Raw genomic sequence first — 21568 nt, 5'->3', positions numbered from 1 at the left:
GATCTTCACCTCTCTCTCATGCGCTCTTTGGGGCTGCGGCGACGACGCCGGCCGCACCGAGAGGTCGAAGCCGCCAGCTGTCATCGCAGACAGCTCAGCTTGCCTCATCAGCGCAGACTGCCCGACTGGTTCGCACTGCGATCTGGGGGAGTGCGTGCAGGAGTGCAATGCGCAGGTGTCGTGCAGCGGAGGGCTGACGTGCTCGCCACGAGCTCGGTGCCTGGCGCGGTCCGAACCCGATGCCGACCCCGAGCCGACGACCAGCTACGCAGGCAGCATCACCACCAATCCGTCGGCGATCTTGCTCACCGAAGGCGACGACAAGCTCTCGATCGAGATGACGACGAGCTCGACCGAGACGGTTCGTTATCGCGTGGTGCTGGCAGCCCCTCACCTGACCATCGGCGAGCCGCGCGGGGAGTTCGTCGGCAAGACCACGCTGTCGCTCGATGTGCACCCGGAGCTGGCTGCAGCGCTGGACCAACCCGGCACGATTCGCATCCTCACCACGCTGGGCGAGGTGGTCGTGAACGCACCCGTCCACGTGGGTGTCACGGGCCGCTATCAGGGCTCAATGCACTACGACGACAACGCCCTCGCGCTCGGCGCCGCGCGCCTGTCGTTGGACGTGTCGGAGAAGGCCGGGAACGTGTCGGCGCGCATCGACGGCAAGAGCTCTCTCCTGTTCCCGGCCACGGCCGCGGGCGACACGACGGGGCACGGAGACTTCGACGGGAAGACCATCTCACTGACGCTCGCGCAACGTGTCGAGAAGGGCTTCGGCGGCGAGCGCAACCGGTTCGGGCGCGACATCGGCCGTCGGGTCACCTTCGCGTTGAAGCCGACCGGTGCAGGCAGGCTCACCGGGACCTTCAAGGAGGTGGTGTACGGCCTGTTCGACGAACCCGTTGAGCTCGGCGGGGCCGCAAGTTTCGACTTGATCCGAGGCGGCGGCGCGCCCGAGTTCACACTGGCGGAGGTCCCCGCGATGCCAACGGTCGAACCGATCCCGGTGACCACGCAGGCGTTCAGCTTCGAGGACTCGTGCTTCGCGGTCAACACGTCGGTGTTCTGCTCAACGCCACTTTCGGAGCCTGCGAGTTGCGCCAAGGCGGTGGAGACGAAGTATTACGACCCGCTTACGGCCAAGCTCGAGAAGAAGGAGTCGGGAACGCTCCCCATGGCGGACGTGGCTGTCGCCTGCGAAGCGGCCCTGGCCGCGACCAAGTTGTCGGGCTTCCAAGGAGACGCAGCGAGCTGCGCGCTGCCACCGGCGCTGGCGTGTGCAGTGGCCGCTTCCGCCAAGGGCTCCGCCGCGAGCAGCTCGGCCGCGCGCGCCTTCAACCGGCAGCTGGCTCGCACGTTGGCGCCAAGCCTGCTGGTCGCGCAGGAGAAGATGGTGCAAGGCTTGTACAAGTCGTTCTCCGAGGGCGCTGCCAAGGAGCGTGAGCTCTACCTGCAGGCGCAGAAGCTGCTGTCGCCGAGCGCCGAGTTCGCCCTTCAACCCGGCCTGCTGGAGTTCCTGCGCAAGACCAGCGCGGGCGACGCCGCTGGAGAGCCCGGCGCCACCGAGCCCACTGTCAGCGATTTCCCTGCGGCGCGAAGCCTCGCGCGGCTCTTGCTCCTCAGCTCGAAGCTGGACGGGGAGCTGGCGCGTCTGGACAGCGCGGGAGCAGCGGCTGACCACGCTGCGTCGGTGCGCTGGGCTCAGGAGCGCGCCGTGCTCACCTTCCTCGAGGCGGCGGCGCTCGCCAAGGTCCTGGAAGCCTGGGGAGCGTCACCGCCGGCCTCGGTCGGCGTGGTACTGAGCGGAGTGCTCGGTCCCGTGGACTCGGGCTTTGGCGCCTTGGTGCAGGGCCCATCGCGCTTCGGCATCCCCGACGGGTTCGTGCCCTTCGTCTATCGCGCCGAAGACGCGGGCAAGGCCCCCACGAACTTCGAGCAGATGCTGCTCATGGCACAGACGCCCCTTGCGCAGGCGTTGGATGACCAAGCGGCCTTCGAGGGCAACAAGCGGCTCTACGAACAGAACGAGCAGTCTCTGAAGAACGAGCTGGCCCAAGTGCGCAGCAACTTCGACTTGTCGCTCAAGCAGATCTGCGGCTCGGGCTTCGACCCCGACGTGATCACCACGCCCGCGGACTGGAAGAGTTGCGGCGCAGGCAAGACGGGCGAGCTCGGAAGTCTGATGCTGGACATCGAGCAGGCCCAGGCGCGCCTCCAGTCGGCCGAGAGCCGCATCCACGGCGCGAAGCAGAAGATGGCCATCTCGCGCGATCAGTTGGCGCAGACCCAGGCCGTGCACGTGAGCACGCTGCAGTTCATCGACGCGCAAGGCAAGGCTCTCGAGGCCATCACCTGGAGCGAAGGCGTCATCAACGCCGCTCAGGCCGCCATCAACACCTCGGCCGAGGCGAGCGTGTTGAACTTCGGGGCGCCGGCCGCGCTGGCGGGGCTGAACGCCATGCTCGAGATGCAGAAGACCGCGCTGGCGGTCGCACGACAACGCCTCCAGACGGCGCAGACCATGAAGTTCACCGCTGACGCAGCGAAAATCGAGCTGATCAACGGCATGGCGGACCTCCAGAAGCAGGCCATCGACCTGGCTCAACTCGAGGTCGACATCCAGCAGGATGTGGTCGGCGTGCTGCAAGCCAAGTTGCGGCTCTCCAACACCCTGGAGCAGGCCCGAGAGCTCCACGAGGAGCGCGCGCGGTCGCTCGCGCTGGTGTCCCAGAGCCCCTCGAAGGACCCGAGCTACCGCTTGCTGCGGGACTCGTTCGCCCTGGCCGCGCTCACCTCCCGCGCGGACGCTCAGCGTTCGCTCTATCTGAGCGGGCGAGCGCTCGAGTACGAGATCAACCGCCCGCTGTCGGCCCTGCCAGGCTCAGTCCTGGCCGCGCGCGACGCGACCCGACTGAAGAAGCTGTCGAATTGCCTGACGCAGATCCACGACGCTCACCGAGTCGCCTACGGATCTCCGCAGCAGTATCAGACCGAGGTCAGCCTCCGGCGCATGCTGGGGATTACGGGGCCGCGGACCGACGAGGTGACCGGTCAGCTCTTGACCGAAGGCGAGCTCTTCCGAATGGAGCTCTTGAAGAACCAGAACCTGGACGGCAAGGGCGGCGTGGGGCTCACCTTCTCGACCAACCTACAGCCAGGCAACGGGCTGTTCCCCACCGACGTGTGCGGCGACAAGGTCGCCGGCGTCCGAGTACAGCTCGTAGGAGACTTCTTGGGGGACGCTGCGGCGCAGGTGAACCTCTCGTTGTCGGGCGGGAGCGTGATGCGCGAGTGCGCCGGGGAAGCGCTGACGAACTGGTCGCTGGGGGCCGGCAACGGGGCAGGGTCGAGCAACTTCGCTGTCATGCAGGCCGGGGTCAACGCCTGGGGCTCGGCTCCTTCGAACACCTCGCTCTTCGGCCAGTCCGTGGCACGAGCGGCGTGGCGCATCGTGCTTCCCGGCCCGGCCGACGCACCGAGCAACGCCGATCTGGACCTGACCCAGCTCGATGACATCGTGCTCGAGCTCACCCACAAGGCGCTGCCCCGCAGCAGCGCTCCCGTCTCGGTCGATGTCTCGTGCCTATCCGTCATTGGTGGCTGAACGGAAAGGGGAATCGACGATGCCCACAGCAGCCCGACAGCCGCAACAATGCACGCAACCGACCACACGCCGGTGCCGAAGGCGGAGCATGAAGTCCTTCCTCGCCCTAGCCGGCTTGGTCACCCTGCTCGCCACCGCCGGGTGCGGAGCCGATGCCGGCAGCCCCTCCCCAGCGCCCAACACCAACCCCGCCGGCGATGCCAGCGTGAATGCCCCCGACGGCGGCGCCGACGCCGAAGCCTCGACCGCGTGTAGCTCGAACGACGCGCCCGACGCCGACGGGGAAGACGAGAACTGCGACGGCGCCGACGGAATGGTCGGCATCGACGTCTACGTCGACCCGTCCGCGGGCTCGGACACCAATCTGGGGAGCCCGGCGACGCCGCTGCGCTCACTGAAGGCCGCGATCCTGCTCGCCGGCTCGCGCGGTGGGCGGGTGCTCCTCGGCAAAGGGCAGCTCACGATTGACGTGCTCGACGCGCCCGGTAGCTACGAAGTCCACGGCGGGTACTCCTCGACCTTCGTTGGCCCTCGCAAGCGAGAGAGCTCGGTACTCGCGCCCACGACGCCGCTTGGGCTCGCGCTCAGCGGAGCCACCGAAGTGACGCTGGTGAGTCTGAGCATCATCGGCCCGAACGCCGACGAAAAGGTGATGACGGCGCACGCGCTGCGTACCAGCGTGGACCACCTCAGGCTGGTGGACGTGGAAGTGCGCTCAGGCAACGCAGCGCCAGGCGTCGTTCTCGGCGCGCCTGCCGCGAACGGTGAGTCAGGCATCAACGCGACCGGAAGCGCGGGCAGCCCATTGACTTGCAACGGCTCGGCCCAGCCGTCGTACTCAACGGGCGCCGCGCTCGGCAAGATGAACGCGGCGGGTGCCCTGCCTGGCAGCTGCACCGCCAAGACTCCTGCCGCGAGCGGAGCGGGGGGACAGGCGGGGACGCACGGAGCCCATGCTACGAAGGAGCCGGTGCTCGAGGGCGGGCTCGTCGGATGGACTCCCGGAGGCACGGCTCCGGACAACGCCGGCCCCGGCTTGGGGGGCGCGGGAGGCGCCAACTGTGCGGCGCTCGGCAATTACGGTGGAGGAGCCGGCAGCGGGGGCTGTCCAGGCGGCCCAGGCGCTGGAGCAACGAGCGGCGGCGGTTCCGTCGCGGTCGTCGTGCTCGCTGGCAACTTGACCCTCGCAGGCTCTCTTCTGCGCACGGGGTTCGGCGGCAACGGCGGAAACGGCTCTCCTGGTGGAGAGGGTGGCCTCGGCGGGCGCGGATTTCAGCCGGGCTGCGGCACGGGAGTGCCTTGCGACAAGATCCCAGCGGAGTGCACGCCGTCCACGGATCCGTACCAGCTCAACTGCGCGGGCTGGGGCGGCAATGGCGGTCCAGGCGGCAAGGGTGGACACGGCGGCGCGGGTGCGGGGGGCTGGAGCATCGGAGTCGTAACGGCGGGTGCGGCGAGCGTGGAGCACGACGCCAGCACGAGCTTCGAGCTCGGCGCGCCCGGAAACGGTGGGGATGGCGCGACCACTCGCGCTCCCGACGGCGAGAAGCACGAGACCTGGGCCTTGTGAAGCGCTCGACCTCCGTCTCATCAGCGCGGCACTCGCAGCGCCGGCGGGCCGAATACTCTAGCATCGCGCGCCATGCTGCTCTGTCCGGGATGCGGAACGGAGGTCGCAGCGAGCGGCGACGCTTTCCGGCTAGTGCGTAAGGACCGACGGCGCGTCAGTAGCGCTGGTTCGGCGGCGCCCCGAGGAGCGGCGCGTCGCCCACCACGGGCACCGTCTGGATCTTCGCGGAGAGCTCCTTGTACAGCTGCTTCATCGCCTGGAGTTTCTCCGGCTCCGACTGCGACAGGTCGCGCACCTCCGCGAAGTCTTCTCGCACGTTGAAGAGCTTGAAGCGCCAGTCGTCGCCGAAGGCGATCAGCTTGTAATCCCCGTCGATCAGGGCCCTGCGCCGGTCCATCAGATCGCAGCGGGGCATCTCGGTGATCACGGGCCTGGGCCGAGCCTCGGCCCCGAAGACCTCCGGCACCAGACTCTCGCCTCGGTACTCGTCGTTGGCGGGCAAGCCGAGCAGGTCGGCCATCGTGGGCGCGAGGTCGATGGCGCCGCGCGGCGTGTCTATCCGGCGCGGCGGAGCCCCGGGCACGTAGATGAAGATGGGGACGCGGACCAGGGCCTCCCAGACCTCGTAGGCGTGACGGTAGTGGTTCCGCTCCCCGAAGCCCTCGCCGTGGTCGGCGGTGATCACCACCGCCAGCTGCTTGCCCCACGGCTGCTCGAGCGCCCAGTCCACCAGATCCCCCACCCAGCGATCGGTGAAGTGGACCTCGTTGTCGTAGAGGTCACGCCGCTTGTTGCCCCAGTCCGGCTCCGACGCGTGCTTCACGTAGGTGTAGTGCGGATCCAGGAAGTGGAAGTACGCGAAGAACGGCTTCTTGCCCGTGGGGTCCACGTTCTTCGGATCCGACAGCATCTTCTTCGCCAGCTCGTTGAGCCGGTCGCTGGTCACGTCCGCCACCCCGGTGAAGTCGATGGCGGTCCCCTCGAGCAGCTGATAGTCGTCCCAGCCCTGGTTCAGCCCGTATTTCGGCAGGAAGTAGCCGTGGCCGTTGCCCGCCAGCGTTCGGACGCCGTGCTTCTGCGCGCGCTCGGACAAGAAGACGTTGTCGTCGAACCAGTGCGTGAAGAACCACCCGTCGCGCTTCAGCTCGCTCGGGTACTTGCCGACGAAGGTCGGCACCACGCTCTTGGCGGTGTAGCTCGAGAGCGAATAGCCCCGCGGGTAGAGCGTGGCGCGCTCGGCGAACTTGGTGAGCCAGGGCGCGATGTCGCGCGGGTATCCGGCCCACGGCATATCGGCTCGCAGGCTGTCGATCATCAGGAACAGCACGCTGTACGGCCGCTGGGGCTCCGGCTTTGCCTGGGCCGGCTCGACGACCGCCGCGGCGTTCTCGGCCGGTATTTCGCGCGCGACGGCCGACGCGCTTGGAACTGGTGCGCTAGCAGCCTGCTGCTGGGCCGCGCGCGGCCAGGCGCAACGCCCCAGCGCCGCCAGCGCGAGCAGACCCAGCGCCGCCATGACGATGGGTTGTCTCGACCGGGGGGTCTGCTCCGATGCCATCAGCGGCTCGCTAGGTTGCCGCAAGATGGGCTGACGTCAAGCTTTCGGCCCCCGCAGCTATCGCGACTTCACCTTTCCGAGCGTCTCGACGCCCTTGTCCGGGAGCGCGACGAACAGCCCGTGTGCTTCGGCGTAAGGTGCACCCTCGGCGTCGAGCAGGTGCCCGCGCGTGTGGACCTTGCGACCTTCGACGCGATCGATCCAAGCTTCGATCAACACGTCGCTGCCGAGCGGTAGCATTCGCCGGAAGCTGACCTCGATCTTGGCGGCGACCACGCGGTGGCCGTTCAGCCAACCGACCTTGCCGATGGCGTCGTCGAGCACCGACGCCATGCTGCCGCCGTGGGCGTGCCCGGGCGGACCTTCGCACCACGGGCCGAACCAGACTCGGCCGACCAGCGCGCCGTCGTGCTCGCGGCGGAAGTACGCCACGCGCATGCGCTGGTCGCCCTCCTGACCGTGGACCCAGGAGCGACCCGACTTGGCGGTGATGGGCGAGAGGGCCGACCAGCCTTCTTCGGCAGCGACGGGCGGAGGTAACATCTCGCCGAGCAGCCTAACCCGGCAGGGCCAGCCCCTCCATGGCGGGGCGAAGCCCTCCGCGGCGTGAGCCCAACCCCGCGACTCCCGGCGCGCCGAGCGAGGCACGGCGGTTGCTGAAGGGCCCTTCACCGGGCGCGGCCCGGGCTACCCGGAGGAACACGTCATGTCCGCATCCAAGCTCGCCCTCGCATTCCTACTGGCCGTCGCCGCTTCGTCCGTCGCCTGTGGCGGAGGAGACGGCGACGACGACGACAGCGGCGGCTTGGGCGGCGGCAGCGTGTGCGAGCAAGCCTGCAACAAGCTCGAGCAGTGCAGCCCGGGCTCGGTGTGCACGGTCGGAGGCAGCGGCTCGTGCGACGGCAAGGCCGCAGAGATCTCTCAGTGCATCCTCGACAAGCCGTGCGATCAGACGAACGCCTGCTTGTTCGGCGGCGTGTGACCCGCTAGCGCGCGAGTCCGAGCTGTCGCTCGCGCTTCGTGAGCCAGCCGCCGGCGAGCTCGTCCAGACCCTCGTGCTGGTGCAGCCGGCGCTTCACGTCCAGGCCGCCGGAGAAGCCGCCGAGGGAACCATCCGAAGCGACGACCCGGTGGCAAGGGACGAGGATCGGCAGCGGGTTCTTCGCCATCGCCACGCCGACCGCGCGAGCCGCACCCGGCTTGCCCACGCCCTTCGCCAGCTCGCCGTAGGTGGTGAGCTGCCCGAACGCAACGCGCGTCAGCCGCTCGAGCACGCGGCGCTGAAACCCGTTGGTCAGGCTGTAGTCGATGGACACGCCGAAGGTGCGACGACGGCCGCGGAAGTACTCCGCGAGCTCGGTGGTCGCCCGCAGGCGGGCGCGCTTCTCCAGCACGACCTCGCTACCCAAGGCCGCCGCCAGGCGGGCGGCCAGCGCCTCCGGTCCGGGCTCCCCGAAATCCACGGCGACGACGCCGCGATCGCCCTCGACGACCGTGATGGGCCCGACGGGCGAGCTCAGAACGGCGTACCGGAAGGACTGCTGCGCCATGGCTCGCCGGGATTTCAAGCTCGCGTCTCCAGAGACGTCAATCGTCGCCCGACTCGCGATCGCTGTGGCCCAGATCCTTGGCCGGCGCGATGCGGTCGCGCAACAGCTGCTTGATCTCCTTGGGCTCGGGGAAGCGCGCTTCGCGGGCCTTGTCCCAGAGCTTCTCCTCGCCCAGGTACACTTCGAACACGCCGCCGCTGCCGGGCACGAGCGCGACCTCGCCCAGCTCCTCGCCGAAGGTGAAGAGCAGCTCCTGCGCCAGCCAGGTCGCGCGCAGCGTGAAGCGACACTTGGCGCAATACAGGATGACGACGCGGGGTGAGCGGGACATGCGACCGATGCTACACTCCGGTCATGATCCGCAGCGAAATCGCCGCTCAGGGCTTGATGACCTGCGTGCCGGAGGGCGGCTTGAACTCGAACTCGCCCGTCGGGACCTTCTCGTTCACCGTGGGGGTGACGAAGTCGAAGCGGTTGCGGTTGCCCTGCGCGTCGAGCAGCAGCACGCGTCGCACCTGGTAGGTGCCGGAGTCCACGTAGAGCAGGATCTTCTGGTAGGCCGGCGTCGCCTCCTTGGGCACGCCCTCGAGCACGTAACCGCCCTCGAACTGCATCTGCTTGGCGTCGAGCTTGCGCAACTTGAAGCTCTTCTTCAGGTTGCCGCCGCCGACCAGGAACGCGAGCGCCGCCGGGTACTGACTCTTGTCCATCGGCTGCTCGTACATCTGCTTGTTCTCGGCCTCGTACACCTTGATGACCTTGCCGTCGGAGACGACTCGGTTGCCGTTGTTGGTGTAGCGCCAGCTCATCTTGCCGGGCTTCTCGAAGATGACCGAGCCCGAGCTGTCCTTGCGCTTGTTGTAGGCCTTCACCTGGTAGCGCTGCTTGAAGCCGGCCTTGAAGTTCTTGGTCTTGTCGTAGAACTTCTGCACGCTCTCCGCGACCTCGTTGGCGCTGGGCTCGCTCTTGGCCGCGGGCTTGGCCTGCGCATCGGCGGTGGCCAGGAGCGCCAGGGGCGCGGCGAGACTGATCGAGAGGGAGAAGAGGACGTGCTGCAGCTTCATTTTCGACGGTTCCTGTGAGGCGCTATCGCTCCAACAAACAACGCCGGCTTCCATTCGCGGCTTTCGCCGCCACCGACACTGGAAGAGACGGAGGACCCAGCCGGAAGATTCGCGGGCCGGAGGGCTTTTAGCACAAGGCCAAGCCGCGGCATTTCCTCGCGCATTTCGCCGGGGAAGGGGCGCCGGCGCCGGGCCGTATCAGGAGCCCCGGGCCTGCTCAGCACTGGCGGCGGTAGACCTTCAGGGTCCAGGGCGAGCAGGACGCCCCGCTGATCCAGCGGACTTCGGCGGTAGCCGAGAAGGTGTCGTCGCTGCCGCCGCTGTCGTTGCACCAGACCGTGATGATGTGGTTTCCGGCGCCGGTCGCGGTGAACCCGGGGTCGGCGAAGCAGCCACCGCCGGTGACGTACAGGTCGTAGTCCACGCCCGAGGGCACGGTCAGCTCGAAGCGCACCGAGATGTAGGCGCTGCAGCTGGAGTCCTCGCGCGCCGTGATGTTGAAGAAGCGCCCCCGCGTGCCGGTCCGGGTCAGGGTCGGCTCGTTCACGCAGCCGGAGCACCCGCACACGAACCCCGAGCAGGCGTCCGCGTCCCAGGTGCCGAAGGCCTCCCCGGGGGCCGAGTTCGACGAGCCGGAGTGCTGCGTCTCGCAGCCGCTGGCGGAGGTGCAGTCGCTGTACCCGGAGTTGCAGCTGGTGACGACGCAGGTGCCGTTGGAGCAGGTCGAGCCCGCGTTCGGAAGGCTGCACGGCCCCTCGCTGATGTTCCCGTCGCAGTCCTGATCGATGGAGTCGCAGATCTCGACGTTGTTGCCCGTGTTGTCGCTGCAGCTGACCGCGTTCAGCCCGTTGCAGACCCACTGGCCCTCCGCGCACAGATCCGTGTCCGGGCCGTCGCAAGAAGACCCGGGTGTGGCCGAGAGCGTGCAGGCGCCGCCGCAGGCGTTGTTGCCCTCGTCCGTCTGGCCGTCGCAGTCGTCGTCGGTGCCGTTGCAGGTCTCGACGTTGTTGCCCGTGTTGTCGGTGCAGGACAGCGCGTTCAGGCCGTTGCAGACCCACTGGCCCTCGGCGCACTGATCCGTGTCCGGACCGTCGCAGCCGGCGCCCAGGACGCCCGAGAGCGTACACACGCCTCCGCAAGCGTTGGTGCCCTCGTCGGTCTGGCCGTCGCAGTCGTCGTCGACCCCGTTGCAGAGCTCGACGCTGTTGCCGGTGGTGTCGCTGCACACCACGGCGTTCTTGCCGCTGCAGGTCCACTGCCCTTCCTGGCAGAGGTCGGTGTCCGGCCCGTCGCAGGCCGTGTTCGGCGTGTTCGACAGCGTGCAGGCTCCTCCGCAGGGGTTGCCGCCGTTGTCGATCTGGCCGTCGCAGTCGTTGTCCTTGCCGTCGCAGATCTCGGTGCTCGACTGCGTCACCTGGGAGCACTCGATCTTGCCGCTCTTGCAGGTCTCGGTGCCGAGGGTGCAGACGCCGAGCAGGCCCGTGGAGCAGCTGGCGCCGCCGCCGGGGTTGCCTTCGTCCACCTGCTCGTCGCAGTCGTTGTCCAGGCCGTCGCAAGTCTCCTGCGCCGCCGGCACGACCTCGCCCTGGCACGCGCCCCACTTGCCGCCGGCGCAGGTCTGGAGTCCGGGCTTACACAGGCCGACGCCTTGGGTGGCCGCCGGCCCCGAATAGCAGCTCTGCGTCTTGCCATCCTGACAGCTACAGCCTTCGTCCACGGTGCCGTCGCAGTTGTCGTCCGTGCCGTCGCACTGCTCGGTCGGGTTGCCCGCCTTCGGCGTGCAGGTCTGTGGCGCTCCGCTCACGCAGTTTTCGACCGTGACCTGGCAGGTCCCCTTGCCACAGGTCGTCTGTCCCAGGCCCTCGTCGGTGAGGCCGTTGCAGTCGTTGTCTTTGCCGTCGCAGGTCTCCTGCGCTGCCGGCACCACCTCGCCTTCGCAGGCGCCCCACTTGCCGTCCTGGCACTTCTGCTTTCCGCTCTTGCACTCGCCGACGCCATCGGTGCCGGGCGTACCCGAGTAGCAGCTCTGCTCCGCCGTGCCGGTGCACTCGCCGCCGCCGTCGCTGCCGGAGTCGGTGGCGTCCGAGCCCGCGTCCTTCGCCCCGCTGCCGCCCGTGGCGGAGTCCGAGCCGGAGTCCTTGGCCCCGGCGCCACCGGCGTCGGCGGCCGCGACGCCGCCGCTGCCTCCGCCGGACCCGCTGCCCACGTCTTCCCCCGACGCGCACGCGAGGGGCAGCGCCAGGGCGAGCCCAGTGAGAGCCGAGAGCCTCAGAGCCAACCGATTGGGGAGCATGGCGAGAACCTCCGGCGGAGGGACACCCCTCCGACACGCACCATGCAGCATTTTTCCCCGTCGGCGCGCCGTACACAAATCGCCGCCGAAAAAACCCGGAAATCGCCGGGTCAGCGCCGGCGCTCGGCCACCAGCGCGCGCAGGACGGCCTTGCCGTTTCGGCGCCGCGGCGAGCCCTGGGGCGTCAGCTTCTCTGCCAGCGGGCCCACCCGCAGGTGGGTCACGGCGAGCGCCAGCGCGTCCGCCGCGTCCCCCGGCGGGAGCGACGGTAGCCCGAGCACGACTCGCACCATCATGGCGACCTGGCGCTTGTCCGCCCGTCCACCGCCGGCGACCGTGAGCTTGACCCGTGCCGGCGCGTACTCCGCGACCTTCACGCCCGCGCGTGCGAGCGCGAGCAGCACCACGCCCCGGGCGTGTCCGAGCTTGGCCGCTGCTTGCGCGTCCTTGTGGAAGAACAGACTCTCCACGGAGCCGACGTCCGGCGCGTAGCGGGCGATGACCTCGGCCAGCTCCCCGTCGATGCGGTGCAGGCGCACGGCGAGCGAGGCCTTCCCGTCCAGTCGGATCACCCCGTGCGCGACGTGTGCGAGCCGGTTGCCGTTGCGCGCGACGACACCCCAGCCCAGGTTCAACGTCCCCGGGTCGATGCCGAGCGCAATCACCCCGTGGTCCTAGCAGGCCTCGGCGCGAATGGAAAGCGCTCTCCCCGGACAGCCAGTCTCGATCGGTTCTCCGCGAGTCGAGCTGGGTCGCCACCACCGGCGGGGAAGTGGTGACCCGGGGACGGGGCGGTGGAGAGGTACTGGGCCGCACAGGAGCAAGTGCCATCGAGCCTCTACGGGGGCAGGAGCCCGAGGGCGGTGATCGACGCGGAGTCTGTCAAAGAGCAGGTCGGCGCGAAGGCCTCGGCACGGGTCACGCGGGCGCCGGCGGGAGCCGGCGGTCACTCGAGTTTCGAGGGGTCTCTGCGGTGGCCTTGACTGTGCAGAGCCAGATGTCGCGCATCAGGTCGCGCCAGGGCCGCCTACGCTGTTCGTCGCTGCGCAAAGTCACCCCGCGCCAGAGCGCGAGCAGCGTGTATGCGATGCGCCGCAGCACCATCACGACGACCGTGGCTCGCGGGTTCTGTTCGATCCACGGATGATGGTCCTCGGCGAAGGCGCCATCGAGAAGCTGATGGGCAGTCTCGACGCCCCAGTGGCGCCGTACGACGAGCAGCCACTCGGCATCGGTGAGACGAGAGGGTGGCAAGCTGGAGACGAAGTAGCGGTTGTCGTTCGCGACCCGGACGCCATTGCGGATTGGCGGCGTGAGCTCATCAGTCAGCTGCTCGACCTCGCGCAGGCTCCTGCTTCCGGCCACCATCCCGAGCAGCGCGGCCAAAATAGAGAGTCCGGCCGAGCCGGAGGACTTCGCTCCCAGCGAGGCGTTTGTCGCGACAGCGCCACCTGGCGCGAGGCGCCGAACACGAAATGTACGGATCGCGCGGGTCGCGGATCTCGTCGAGGCGCGCGTCGCCGAAGCGTTTGACGAGCATGCCGATGACTCTGCGTTGAGTGCGACCTGTTCGAGGCACAGATGAGCTCCTTTCCTTCGTCCGCATGCGTGCCCACGGCGCTGCCGCTGACGATGACCACCAAGGGCAATCCGTGCACACCCCATTCGACGTGGGGTGTGCCCGAACCGTCTCAGGGTGTGAGAATGGCGAGCGTCGCGCGAAGCATCGGCTCGAGCAGCGGCTCCACCTCGCAGAGGCGCGCTTGCTCGACGGCTCGCCGCGCGTCCGCTCGCTTGAACCCCATCCGAACCAGAGCGCCGAGGACCTTCTCTGACACGACGCGCTCGGGCGCGGGCGTCGGCGCTGGTGGCGCCGGTGGCGTGCTCTGTCTTCGCCTCGCTCGCGCCTCCGAGATCTCGTTCTGGATGTGGTCCTGACCGAAGACCTGGCGCGCTCGGTGGGCGTTGTGAGGTCTGCAAAGCAAGCAGCAGTTGTCCACCGTCGTGGGCCCGCCCTTCGCGAACGGGTCGATGTGCTCGATGGTCAAGAAGCGCGTCGCCGAACACCGCCGCCCTTCGGCGTCGGTGAAGGTGCACTGGTCGCCGTCCCGCCCCTGACCGCTCGCTGGACTTCCACCGGAACGTGCCGCGAGCCCGGCTTCGTCTCGCGGCGCTTGCAGGGCTTGCCCGCGCCGGCGCGGCGCTTCGTCTCCCGCTCGATGAGCAGGTCCAGCGCGCGCTCGAGGATCGTCGCGAGGTCGCCGCTGGGCACCGTGTGGCTGAGCAGCGCCCGGGCCTGCTCGAGCTTGTCGCGGAACGCAGCGTGGGCGCTGAATTCCACGCGAACGCTCTCCGGCGAGAGCGGCTCGACGCGAGGGCGAGGCGCCTGGGCCGGCGGGGCCGGGGTACCTGCCCCGGACCATGTGGACAACTGCCCTTGTACCGGCTCGGGCGTGACCGGGGTGATGGTCGGCGGCACGGCCGGCCGCGGGAACCAGCGGGCGAGCAGCTCCTCGAGCTGTCGCTTGGACTTCCCTCGCGCCTCGGCGAGGAGCTGCTCGGCGTTGTCGTCCGTCAGGTGGCCGGAGAGCAGGAACAGCCCCGTCAGGTGGAGCTCGCCGCTGGCGAGGTCATCGAGCACCTGGGGGAACTGCTGGGCCAGGCGGGCCACACGCACACGCTTGGTCGCGCTGTCCTCGGAATAGCCGAGGCGCTCGGTGCAGTAGGCGAAGAGGGAGGAGCAGGCGTCGAAATAGACAGTCCGGCCGAGCCGGAGGAACTCGCTTCCGGTCTGCCGCAGTCGTGGAATCGCTGTCGGTGGTGTGGCGTGGAACGGGAACAACACAGCCTGCGGCGGTCGAGCTCTGCCAGGTGGAAGATGACGTTGGCGCACGCCGACCGCTCCGCGCTCACGGCGGCCGAGAGCCGCTCGCGGAGCTCGTGATCGGAGACCGAAGAGAGAGCATTCATGCTCTCTCGCATATCACGCGAGTTTTCGAGCTCGTTGCTGACACGCTGAGCGCGTTTCGAGCACCAGAACGCGTCGCGCGTCGTCGCGCACGCGAACGCGCGCGAGCAGGCGACGACGCGCGAGCGAGAGGCCATCACCCGCGTGGTCGTCGAACGCGAGCGCGAGTCGCTCGAAATTGCGTCAAGAGAAATCGACGAATCGATGCTCTTTCTCTCAGGTCACCGTACGCTGAAATGGTGCTGGCACGCCCCCCAGCGACTGGGGCGTGCACGGGATGCCCTCGGTGGTCTTTGTCAGCGGCAGCGCCGTGGGTCCGGAAGCTGCGCGTCGAGCTCGAGTCAGATGGCGCTCCCTCCAGGCAGCTGCACGCAGTGCCGCACTCGCGGTCATCGAGCTCTGCGTCGTGCGCTCGACCGCTGCGCCGACGCCGCCAGCGCTTCACCAACGCCCGGCGCCGCCCGAGAGCCACGCCCCGACCTCCAGCGCCGGCCCGTCCTGACCTCGAGTGCGAATTTGCGCCTGCTCGCGCGCCGTACCCGTGACCGTCCTCAACTCTTCGAGAACGCGTCGCTTCTCAACCTCTGTCCGGCCCGACTATCGAGCGGGACTCCCTGGACAGCCCGCGTCCCTTCGCCCCACAATCGAGCCATGGCGCACCGACTCATCGCGGGCTCGTTTCTGGCACTGTCGCTGGTCTTTTCCCTGGGTGCTTGCGGCGACGACGACGACGGCGGGGGAACCGAAGCGGACAAGCTCGGAGTCGGCGCCGCCTGCGCCGGCAATCAAGACTGCAAGGTCGAGGGGCAGACGTGCCTGCCCTTCAAGGGCGGCTACTGCGGAATAGCGGACTGCACCGCCGACACGGACTGCCCGCAGGGCTCGCTCTGCGTCGCCCACACCGACGGCAAGAACTACTGCTTCCGCGTGTGCGCCGACAAGGTCGAGTGCAACTACAACCGGCCGGTGGACTTCGAGTCGAACTGCTCGGCGAACATCACCTTCGTCAGCGGCGGCAAGGGCAGCAAGGCCTGCGTTCCGCCGAGCTGAGGCTCAGACCTCGGAGCTCTGCGCCAGCGCCGGCTCGGGCTCGACGACCTCGTCGGGCGCCCACTTGCCCATCGCCTCGGCGTCCAGGCGGTCGGGGCCGGGCTCGTCCGCGGCGCGGCGCCGGATCAGCTCGTCCACGCAGGCGAACAGCATCGCGTTGTCGTGGCGCTCGAAGCGCTCCAGGTTGTGCGACAGCTCGTCGGTCCGGCCCAGGAACGACGAGATCACGTCCCGGTCGAGCTCGGGCGCCCATTGGCCGTAGCCCAGGTGCGCGAGGTAGCGCGCGTTCAGCTCTTGCTCGTACTGCTGCTCGATGGGCACGCTCAGCATGGGCACGTGCAGCGTCACGGCCTCGCTCATCAGCGAGAAGCCTCCGCCGGCGATGACCGCGCGCGCCGTGCGGAGATCCTCCACGAACCCCGTCTCGGAGAACGGACGCAGGGTCACGTTGCCGTCGCTGCCGTCTCGGCCCATGCCGTAGACGCGGAAGCGGTAAGGGAGCTTCTTCAGCGTCGGCACCAGCGCCTCGTTGCTCCCGGCCGTCTGGTACACCAGGACGTGATCGCCGGGCTCGCGCTTCGCCGCCAGGATCTCCGGGCGCAGGATCGGCGGCACCAGCGTGGTGCGCCGCTTCTTCACCGGCGGGTAGAAGAAGCTGGTCACCAGGTAGTGGTAGGCGCCGGGCATCTTCATCTTCACCGCGAGCTTCGCGATGCGGAAGTTCAGCCCCTGGGACTTGGCCACCGCCTTGTCGTGCCGGCAGCGGTTGATGACCTGCATGTTGTCGATGCTGATCACCGGCAGGAAGTGGTTCAGCGCGTAAAACGCGGCCCAAGACTCGAAGTCGCTGATCACCAGCTCGGGCGTGAAGCCGTCCTCGGCCACCTTGCGGTAGACCTCGACGTTCTTCTTGATGCCCTTGGGTGCCTTCTTCAGGTTCTCGAACAGGCTCTCGCTCTTGTCGAGCCGATTGCCGAAGTAGCGCAGGCTCAGGCCGTGGATCTCCTCCAGCGTCAGGTTCGCGCGACTGGCCAGGCGCTCCGTCAGGAACTTGTGCGCGCGGCCGGAGACCACGACCTTGACCTCGTGCCCCGCCGACAGCAGGTGCTCCAGCACCACCCGGCTCCGCGTGGCGTGCCCCATGCCCTCACCCACGACTCCGTAGAGGATCTTCATCACCCCGAGCCTCGTTCGCCTGGCAAGCGCGGTCGAGCGGGGCAAATGTTCACCGGTGTGGCCGCGGGGCGACGGGCGGGTTACACGGCGGCGCGTGTCCAGCCCCCTCACCGGAAAGCAACGCCGGCACCTCCGCACGCTGGCCCACGACCTGAAGCCCGTGGTGCAGATCGGCAACTCTGGCGTCACCTCGGGCGTGCTGGCGGAGATCGGCCGTGCGCTCGAGACCCACGAGCTGATCAAGGTGCGCCTCGGCAGCGAGTGCCCGATCGCTCCCGACGAAGCCGTGGCGCCCATCGAGAGCGCGGCGCGCGCCCAGGTCGCGCAGGTGATCGGGCGCACGCTCGTGGTGTATCGGCGTCGCAAGAAGGACCCGAAGATCGTGCTGCCGAAAGCCAGCACCAAGAAGTAGACTGGGGCACCATGCAGGGCGACCGGCCGACCGCGTTCAAGAACATCCTCGTGGCCACGGACTTCTCCGAAACGGGAGAGCAGGCGCTGGCGCAGGCGTTGCTCCTTGCCTCGGAGCGCGACAACGCCGCGTTGCACGTCGTGTACGTCGCGACCCCCGCCGGCGAGAACATCGAGCTCGCAACTCCAGACGGCCTCCAAACGATGAGCGCGGGCCGGGCCGCGCAGTACCTCCAGGCGCACGTGGAGCGGGCCCGGATGGACGCGATGAAGGAAGGCGAGCCCATCGAGAGCGAGCGCGTCAGCGTCCACGTTCGAGCCGGCGTCTCGGAGGACGAGATCGTGACCCTGGCCCACGACCTGAACGTGGATCTCCTGGTGCTGGGCACGCACGGGCGCCGCGGGCTCCGGGCGCTCGTGCTCGGCTCGGTGGCGGAGAGCGTGGTCAAGAACGCGAGGTGCGCCGTGCTGGTGGTGCGTCCGAAGCGCTACCCGCCGGCGGAGAGCTGAGCATGGCGAACGACCGTCCCGCCAAGGTGGAGCGCGTCCAGAGCGCTCAGAACCTGGTCTGGCTCGATCTGGAGATGACCGGGCTCGATCCGCAGAAGGACGCGATCTTGCAGGCCGCGCTCATCGTCACGGACGCCGAGCTCCGACCGCTGGAGGAGCTCTGCATCGACGTCTGGCAGCCGCCGGAGGCGCTGGCTCGGATGGTGCCGTTCGTGCGCGCCATGCACGAGAAGACCGGCCTGCTCACCCGCCTCGCAGCGTCCAAGACGGACCTCTGGGCCGCGGAGAAGATGCTGATGGAACGCGTGACCGGCTGGTGCCCGTACGGCGCCGTGCTCTGCGGCAACAGCGTGCACAACGACAAGGCCTTCGTGGAGCGCTGGATGCCGGCGCTCGCGGGCTACCTCTCCTACCGACTGGTGGACGTCTCCAGCCTCAAGGTCCTGGCACGGCTCTGGTACGGGGAAGAAGCCGTGTTCAAGAAGCCGACCGACGGCGAGCACGACGCGCTGGTGGACATCCGGAACAGCATCGCGGAGCTTTCGCACTATCGGGCGCGGCTCTTGCGCTAGCAGGCCCGGTGCCCCGGCCCGGGGAAAATCTTGCCTGGGTTCAAGAGCCCCTGCGGGTCGAACACGCGCTTGATGTCGCGCTGGAGCTGGATGAGCTCGCTCGACTGCTCGAGGGAGAGGTAGGGCGCCTTCAGGACGCCGATGCCGTGCTCGCCGCTGAGCGTGCCGCGGAGCGCGATCACGTCGCGGAACAGCTGCTCGATGGCCGCATCGACCGCGGGCTTCTCGTGGGGTTCGTTCCACAGGAAGTTGACGTGCAGGTTGCCGTCGCCGGCGTGACCGTAGGTCAGGTGGCGCACGCCCAGCTGCTCGGCGCTCTTCGCCACGCGGTCCAAAAGCTCTGGAATGGCCTGGCGCGGCACGACCACGTCCTCGCTCAGCTTGAAGCGCGTGAGCTTGCGCACCGCGCGGCTCATCTCGCGGCGCGCGGACCAGAGCTTCTCGCGCTGCCCGGCGTCCTGGGCCACTAGGACCTCCAGCGCGCCCTCGCAGGCGTTCCCCACGCGCTCCGCCTGCTCCTCGGTCTCCCGCGGCTCACCGTCCACTTCCAGCAAGAGCAGCGCGCCGGCCCGCTCGGACAGGTCATTGCCCGCCGCCCGCATCGCCGCCAGCGTGTGCGCGTCGAGAAGCTCGATGCAGCGCGGCACGAGCCCCGCGCCGGTCATCGCGGCCACGGCCTGGCTCGCCGCCCGCACGTCGGCGAACAGGGCGAGCAGCGTCATCACGCTCGGCGGCTTGGGCACCAGCCTGAGCGTGACGTCCCCGAACACCGCCAACGTGCCTTCGCTGCCGACCAGGAGCGCGGTGACGTCGTAGCCGGTCACGCCCTTGACGGTGCGGCGCCCCGGCCTGACACGCTGGCCACCCATCAGGAAGGCCTCGACCCCGAGCACGTACTCGCGCGTCACGCCGTACTTGAAGGCGCGCGGCCCGCCGGCGTTCTCGGCGACGTTGCCCCCGAGCGCGCAGCTCTCCACGCTGTTCGGATCCGGCGGGTAGAACAGCCCCTCGCGCTCCACCGCCGCGTGGAGCGTGGCGAGCACCACACCGGGCTCGACGACGGCGAGCATCTCGCGGCGGTCGATCTCCTTGATCTGGCTCATGCCCAGCGTCGAGAGCACGATGCCGCCGGAGGTCGGAACGGCGCCCCCGGTGCGACCGGTGCCCGCGGCGCGCGGCGTGATCGGCACCTCTGCCTCCCGCGCGACGCGGAGCGCGCTCAGGATGTCGGCGCTGGACTCCGCGCGCACCACCGCGAACGGGACTCGGCCTTCGGCCTCCGACTCGTCCGCCGCGAAGGGGGCGCAGGCGTCGCGCTCGGTCAAGAGCTTGGACGGCCCGAGCGCGCGTTCCAGCAAGCGGAGCGCCTTGTCGCGCGCAGCGGCGCTGGGCTCGGGCAGCTCGGGGGCGGGGCTCGCCATCGGGAAAACATAGCGCTTTGTCTCGAGCGACGCGTTCGTCTTGACGGCGCCCCCGCCGTGGGTACCTTCTCGGCCTTCCGCAGGCCGAAAAGCCACCTGGAGAGGTGACCGAGTGGCCGAAGGTACCCGCTTGCTAAGCGGGCGTAGGTCAAAAGCCTACCGAGGGTTCGAATCCCTCCCTCTCCGCTGAGTTTCCCGACTCGTTCTCGCTACTTCAAACCGCCGTGCTCTCGGCGCTGCCCACCGGCTGCCCAAAGTCGAGCAAACCGATCGCTTCTCGCAACGCGCTCGGCGCCAGGTGCATGTACCGAAGGGTCATGCTGAGGGTCGAGTGGCCGACCAGCTCCTGAATCGCCTTCGGCGCCGCGCCCCGCATGGCGAGGTGCGAGCAGAAGGTGTGCCGAAGCACGTGCGAGCCGATGATCCGGAGCCCCGCGCGTTTGCAGCCGAAGCGAAGCGCCGCCTCGATCGCGGACTGCGTGAACGGCTTGCCATCCGCGTGGCAGAACACCAGCTCGGACTTCAGGTGCCGATGCGCCTTGAGCGCGGCCTTGAGCCGCGCCGTGAGTGGAACCTTGCGTTCCCTGCCACTCTTCGGGGTGCCGACCTGGCCTTTCCAGGACGAGCGCCGAACGGTCAGCACACCCGCCACCAAGTCCACATCGCCCCACTCCAAGGCGATGATCTCGCCCTGTCGTAGGCCCGCGTCTGCGCCCAAGAGCACGAGCGCCCAGCGCTCCGGATCGCCTTTCAGCGCTTCGGTGAGCCGTGACAGCTCCTCGAAGCTGAGAAAGTCGAACTCTTGGAACCCCTGACCCGTTCGCGACCGGGTTCGTCCTATGACCTGCGGGCGTGGACGGGCGCGCAGCCGTCGTCGCCTTCACCTGAGCAAGCAGGTGATGCGACGCGAACGCTATGAGGCGCTCCGCAGTACTTCGCCGAGGACTCTGCCAGCTCGGCGGCCAGAAAGAGCATGCGTGCGCTCCAGTACACGCAGAGCAGCAAGACGACCAGCGAGCTTGCTGCGCCGTACGCGGACACCGGCGGGAACAGAGTCAAGAAACGATCAAACAAGTGCCTCATGAGGAAGCAGAGCAATGTTGCGGCGACCACCCCTGTCCACAGGAACGGAGCGCGCTTCGGTGCGGTGGGGAGCACCCAGAACACCGCCGCGATGGCGCCGGTGGTCACCGCGGCAGGGAGCGCATGAAGAGCCCACGCCGGCATGGGCCATCCTACGGCCGCGGTGACGAACGTGAGCACTGGCGACGCAGCGAGCACGGCGCACAAGAGAAGCCCGATCGCTGGCACCATTGCGAAATGCAGAACGCCCTCACGCAAGGCGGAGCGAAGCCTGCGACCGCGCCTGCGGGCGGCGTCGAGCGGCTCGCAGAAGATTTCGTCGAGTGACTCCTGCAAGCTCGCGAACACCCTGCTGGCGCTCGACACAGTCCAGCCCAGGACGAGCAGCGATGCGGTCGCGCCGGCCATCGGTTCGCGTGCCTGGACCATGAGTTCCTTGACCACTGCCGCACCTTGCCTGCCCACCGCCACTTCGACCTGGGCTTGTGCAGCAGCCAGCACGGCGTCGCGCGCGAACCACTGGCCGGCCACCGCGACCGCGAGCACGAGCAGCGGCGCCATCGACTGAAGCATCACGTAGGTCAGGGCGCCGGCTTGTCGCGCGGACCGCTTCCACCACCATCGAACCGCGTCCTGCGCGGAAAGGACGTAGCGATGCGTGCGCGCTGCCCGCAACGCGCCGCGCATGATGCGTCTCATGAGTTTTTCTCCCGCGTGATCAACGCCGGGCCG

21 protein-coding genes and 1 tRNA gene are annotated in these 21568 nt (G+C 68.7%); 8 read left to right on the top strand and 14 right to left on the bottom strand.

All coding sequences use genetic code 11. The features are described 5' to 3' along the window. Positions 1 to 154 precede the first annotated feature (154 nt). Entirely contained in the window at positions 155 to 3610 is a 3456-nt protein-coding gene (locus tag HS104_33055) for a hypothetical protein (GenBank protein MBE7484782.1), read from the top strand. Positions 3611 to 3698: 88 nt separating this feature from the next. Continuing rightward, entirely contained in the window at positions 3699 to 5180 is a 1482-nt protein-coding gene (locus HS104_33050) for a hypothetical protein (protein MBE7484781.1), read from the top strand. Between the two features lie 154 nt (positions 5181 to 5334). Here the strand turns inward: HS104_33050 and HS104_33045 are convergent, their stop codons facing one another. Beyond that, the gene (locus HS104_33045) at positions 5335 to 6696 is read right to left on the bottom strand and encodes a sulfatase-like hydrolase/transferase (GenBank protein MBE7484780.1); all 1362 of its coding nucleotides are present in this window, start codon (positions 6694 to 6696) and stop codon (positions 5335 to 5337) included. Positions 6697 to 6795: 99 nt separating this feature from the next. Next, on the bottom strand, positions 6796 to 7281 hold the full coding sequence (locus HS104_33040) for a PaaI family thioesterase (GenBank protein MBE7484779.1): 486 nt from the start codon (positions 7279 to 7281) through the stop codon (positions 6796 to 6798). Between the two features lie 163 nt (positions 7282 to 7444). Here HS104_33040 and HS104_33035 point away from each other — a divergent pair, with 163 nt between their 5' ends. Beyond that, on the top strand, positions 7445 to 7720 hold the full coding sequence (locus tag HS104_33035; protein ID MBE7484778.1) for a hypothetical protein: 276 nt from the start codon (positions 7445 to 7447) through the stop codon (positions 7718 to 7720). Between the two features lie 4 nt (positions 7721 to 7724). Here the strand turns inward: HS104_33035 and HS104_33030 are convergent, their stop codons facing one another. The 8 genes from HS104_33030 to HS104_32995 all read right to left on the bottom strand — a co-directional run bounded on the left by HS104_33030 (position 7725) and on the right by HS104_32995 (position 14487). Beyond that, positions 7725 to 8288 carry a methylated-DNA--[protein]-cysteine S-methyltransferase gene (locus tag HS104_33030; protein MBE7484777.1) on the bottom strand — a complete coding sequence of 188 codons (564 nt, stop codon included), beginning with the start codon at positions 8286 to 8288 and terminating at the stop codon, positions 7725 to 7727. Positions 8289 to 8325: 37 nt separating this feature from the next. After that, on the bottom strand, positions 8326 to 8619 hold the full coding sequence (locus HS104_33025; protein MBE7484776.1) for a SelT/SelW/SelH family protein: 294 nt from the start codon (positions 8617 to 8619) through the stop codon (positions 8326 to 8328). 46 nt (positions 8620 to 8665) lie between these two features. Then, positions 8666 to 9352, bottom strand: a complete 687-nt coding sequence (locus tag HS104_33020; protein ID MBE7484775.1) for an outer membrane lipoprotein carrier protein LolA — start codon at positions 9350 to 9352, stop codon at positions 8666 to 8668. A gap of 217 nt (positions 9353 to 9569) precedes the next feature. Continuing rightward, positions 9570 to 11645 carry a hypothetical protein gene (locus tag HS104_33015; protein ID MBE7484774.1) on the bottom strand — a complete coding sequence of 692 codons (2076 nt, stop codon included), beginning with the start codon at positions 11643 to 11645 and terminating at the stop codon, positions 9570 to 9572. A gap of 110 nt (positions 11646 to 11755) precedes the next feature. Next, positions 11756 to 12310 carry a crossover junction endodeoxyribonuclease RuvC gene (ruvC, locus tag HS104_33010; GenBank protein ID MBE7484773.1) on the bottom strand — a complete coding sequence of 185 codons (555 nt, stop codon included), beginning with the start codon at positions 12308 to 12310 and terminating at the stop codon, positions 11756 to 11758. Between the two features lie 253 nt (positions 12311 to 12563). Next, positions 12564 to 13031 carry a hypothetical protein gene (locus HS104_33005; GenBank protein ID MBE7484772.1) on the bottom strand — a complete coding sequence of 156 codons (468 nt, stop codon included), beginning with the start codon at positions 13029 to 13031 and terminating at the stop codon, positions 12564 to 12566. Between the two features lie 305 nt (positions 13032 to 13336). Continuing rightward, positions 13337 to 13693 (bottom strand): HNH endonuclease, encoded by a 357-nt coding sequence (locus HS104_33000; protein ID MBE7484771.1) that lies wholly within the window; start codon positions 13691 to 13693, stop codon positions 13337 to 13339. Further along, entirely contained in the window at positions 13690 to 14487 is a 798-nt protein-coding gene (locus HS104_32995; protein ID MBE7484770.1) for a hypothetical protein, read from the bottom strand. The genes HS104_33000 and HS104_32995 overlap by 4 nt, the downstream gene beginning before the upstream one ends. A gap of 777 nt (positions 14488 to 15264) precedes the next feature. On the opposite strand from HS104_32995, the gene HS104_32990 reads away from it, so the two are divergent. Further along, complete coding sequence (locus HS104_32990) at positions 15265 to 15663, top strand: hypothetical protein (protein ID MBE7484769.1); 399 nt, start codon at positions 15265 to 15267, stop codon at positions 15661 to 15663. Positions 15664 to 15666: 3 nt separating this feature from the next. Here HS104_32990 and HS104_32985 read toward each other — a convergent pair whose 3' ends face one another. Beyond that, positions 15667 to 16839, bottom strand: a complete 1173-nt coding sequence (locus HS104_32985; protein MBE7484768.1) for a teichoic acid biosynthesis protein — start codon at positions 16837 to 16839, stop codon at positions 15667 to 15669. 94 nt (positions 16840 to 16933) lie between these two features. Here HS104_32985 and yhbY point away from each other — a divergent pair, with 94 nt between their 5' ends. Genes yhbY through orn form a run of 3 tightly spaced genes read left to right on the top strand, consistent with a single transcriptional unit; the run spans position 16934 to position 18332 of the window. Further along, positions 16934 to 17251 carry a ribosome assembly RNA-binding protein YhbY gene (gene yhbY / locus HS104_32980; GenBank protein ID MBE7484767.1) on the top strand — a complete coding sequence of 106 codons (318 nt, stop codon included), beginning with the start codon at positions 16934 to 16936 and terminating at the stop codon, positions 17249 to 17251. Positions 17252 to 17262: 11 nt separating this feature from the next. Beyond that, a complete protein-coding gene (locus HS104_32975) occupies positions 17263 to 17760 on the top strand; it encodes a universal stress protein (GenBank protein ID MBE7484766.1) in 498 nt (165 codons plus the stop codon). 2 nt (positions 17761 to 17762) lie between these two features. Beyond that, positions 17763 to 18332, top strand: coding sequence for an oligoribonuclease (gene orn, locus HS104_32970; protein ID MBE7484765.1), 570 nt, complete (start codon positions 17763 to 17765; stop codon positions 18330 to 18332). On the opposite strand, the gene HS104_32965 is transcribed toward orn, so the two are convergent. Continuing rightward, positions 18329 to 19753 carry an FAD-binding protein gene (locus HS104_32965; protein MBE7484764.1) on the bottom strand — a complete coding sequence of 475 codons (1425 nt, stop codon included), beginning with the start codon at positions 19751 to 19753 and terminating at the stop codon, positions 18329 to 18331. The two genes, orn and HS104_32965, sit on opposite strands and share 4 nt — an antisense overlap. Before the next feature lie 98 nt (positions 19754 to 19851). Between HS104_32965 and HS104_32960 the strand changes: the two genes are divergently transcribed. Next, positions 19852 to 19939, top strand: a tRNA-Ser gene (locus HS104_32960). Positions 19940 to 19967: 28 nt separating this feature from the next. Here HS104_32960 and HS104_32955 read toward each other — a convergent pair. Continuing rightward, complete coding sequence (locus tag HS104_32955) at positions 19968 to 20621, bottom strand: site-specific integrase (protein MBE7484763.1); 654 nt, start codon at positions 20619 to 20621, stop codon at positions 19968 to 19970. Further along, positions 20591 to 21535 carry a YihY/virulence factor BrkB family protein gene (locus HS104_32950; protein MBE7484762.1) on the bottom strand — a complete coding sequence of 315 codons (945 nt, stop codon included), beginning with the start codon at positions 21533 to 21535 and terminating at the stop codon, positions 20591 to 20593. The genes HS104_32955 and HS104_32950 overlap by 31 nt, the downstream gene beginning before the upstream one ends. Between the last annotated feature and the right edge of the window lie 33 nt (positions 21536 to 21568).

The organism is Polyangiaceae bacterium, assembly GCA_015075635.1.
GTDB lineage: Bacteria > Myxococcota_A > Polyangia > Polyangiales > Polyangiaceae > JADJKB01.
This window is presented reverse-complemented; position numbering and strand designations above follow the sequence as displayed.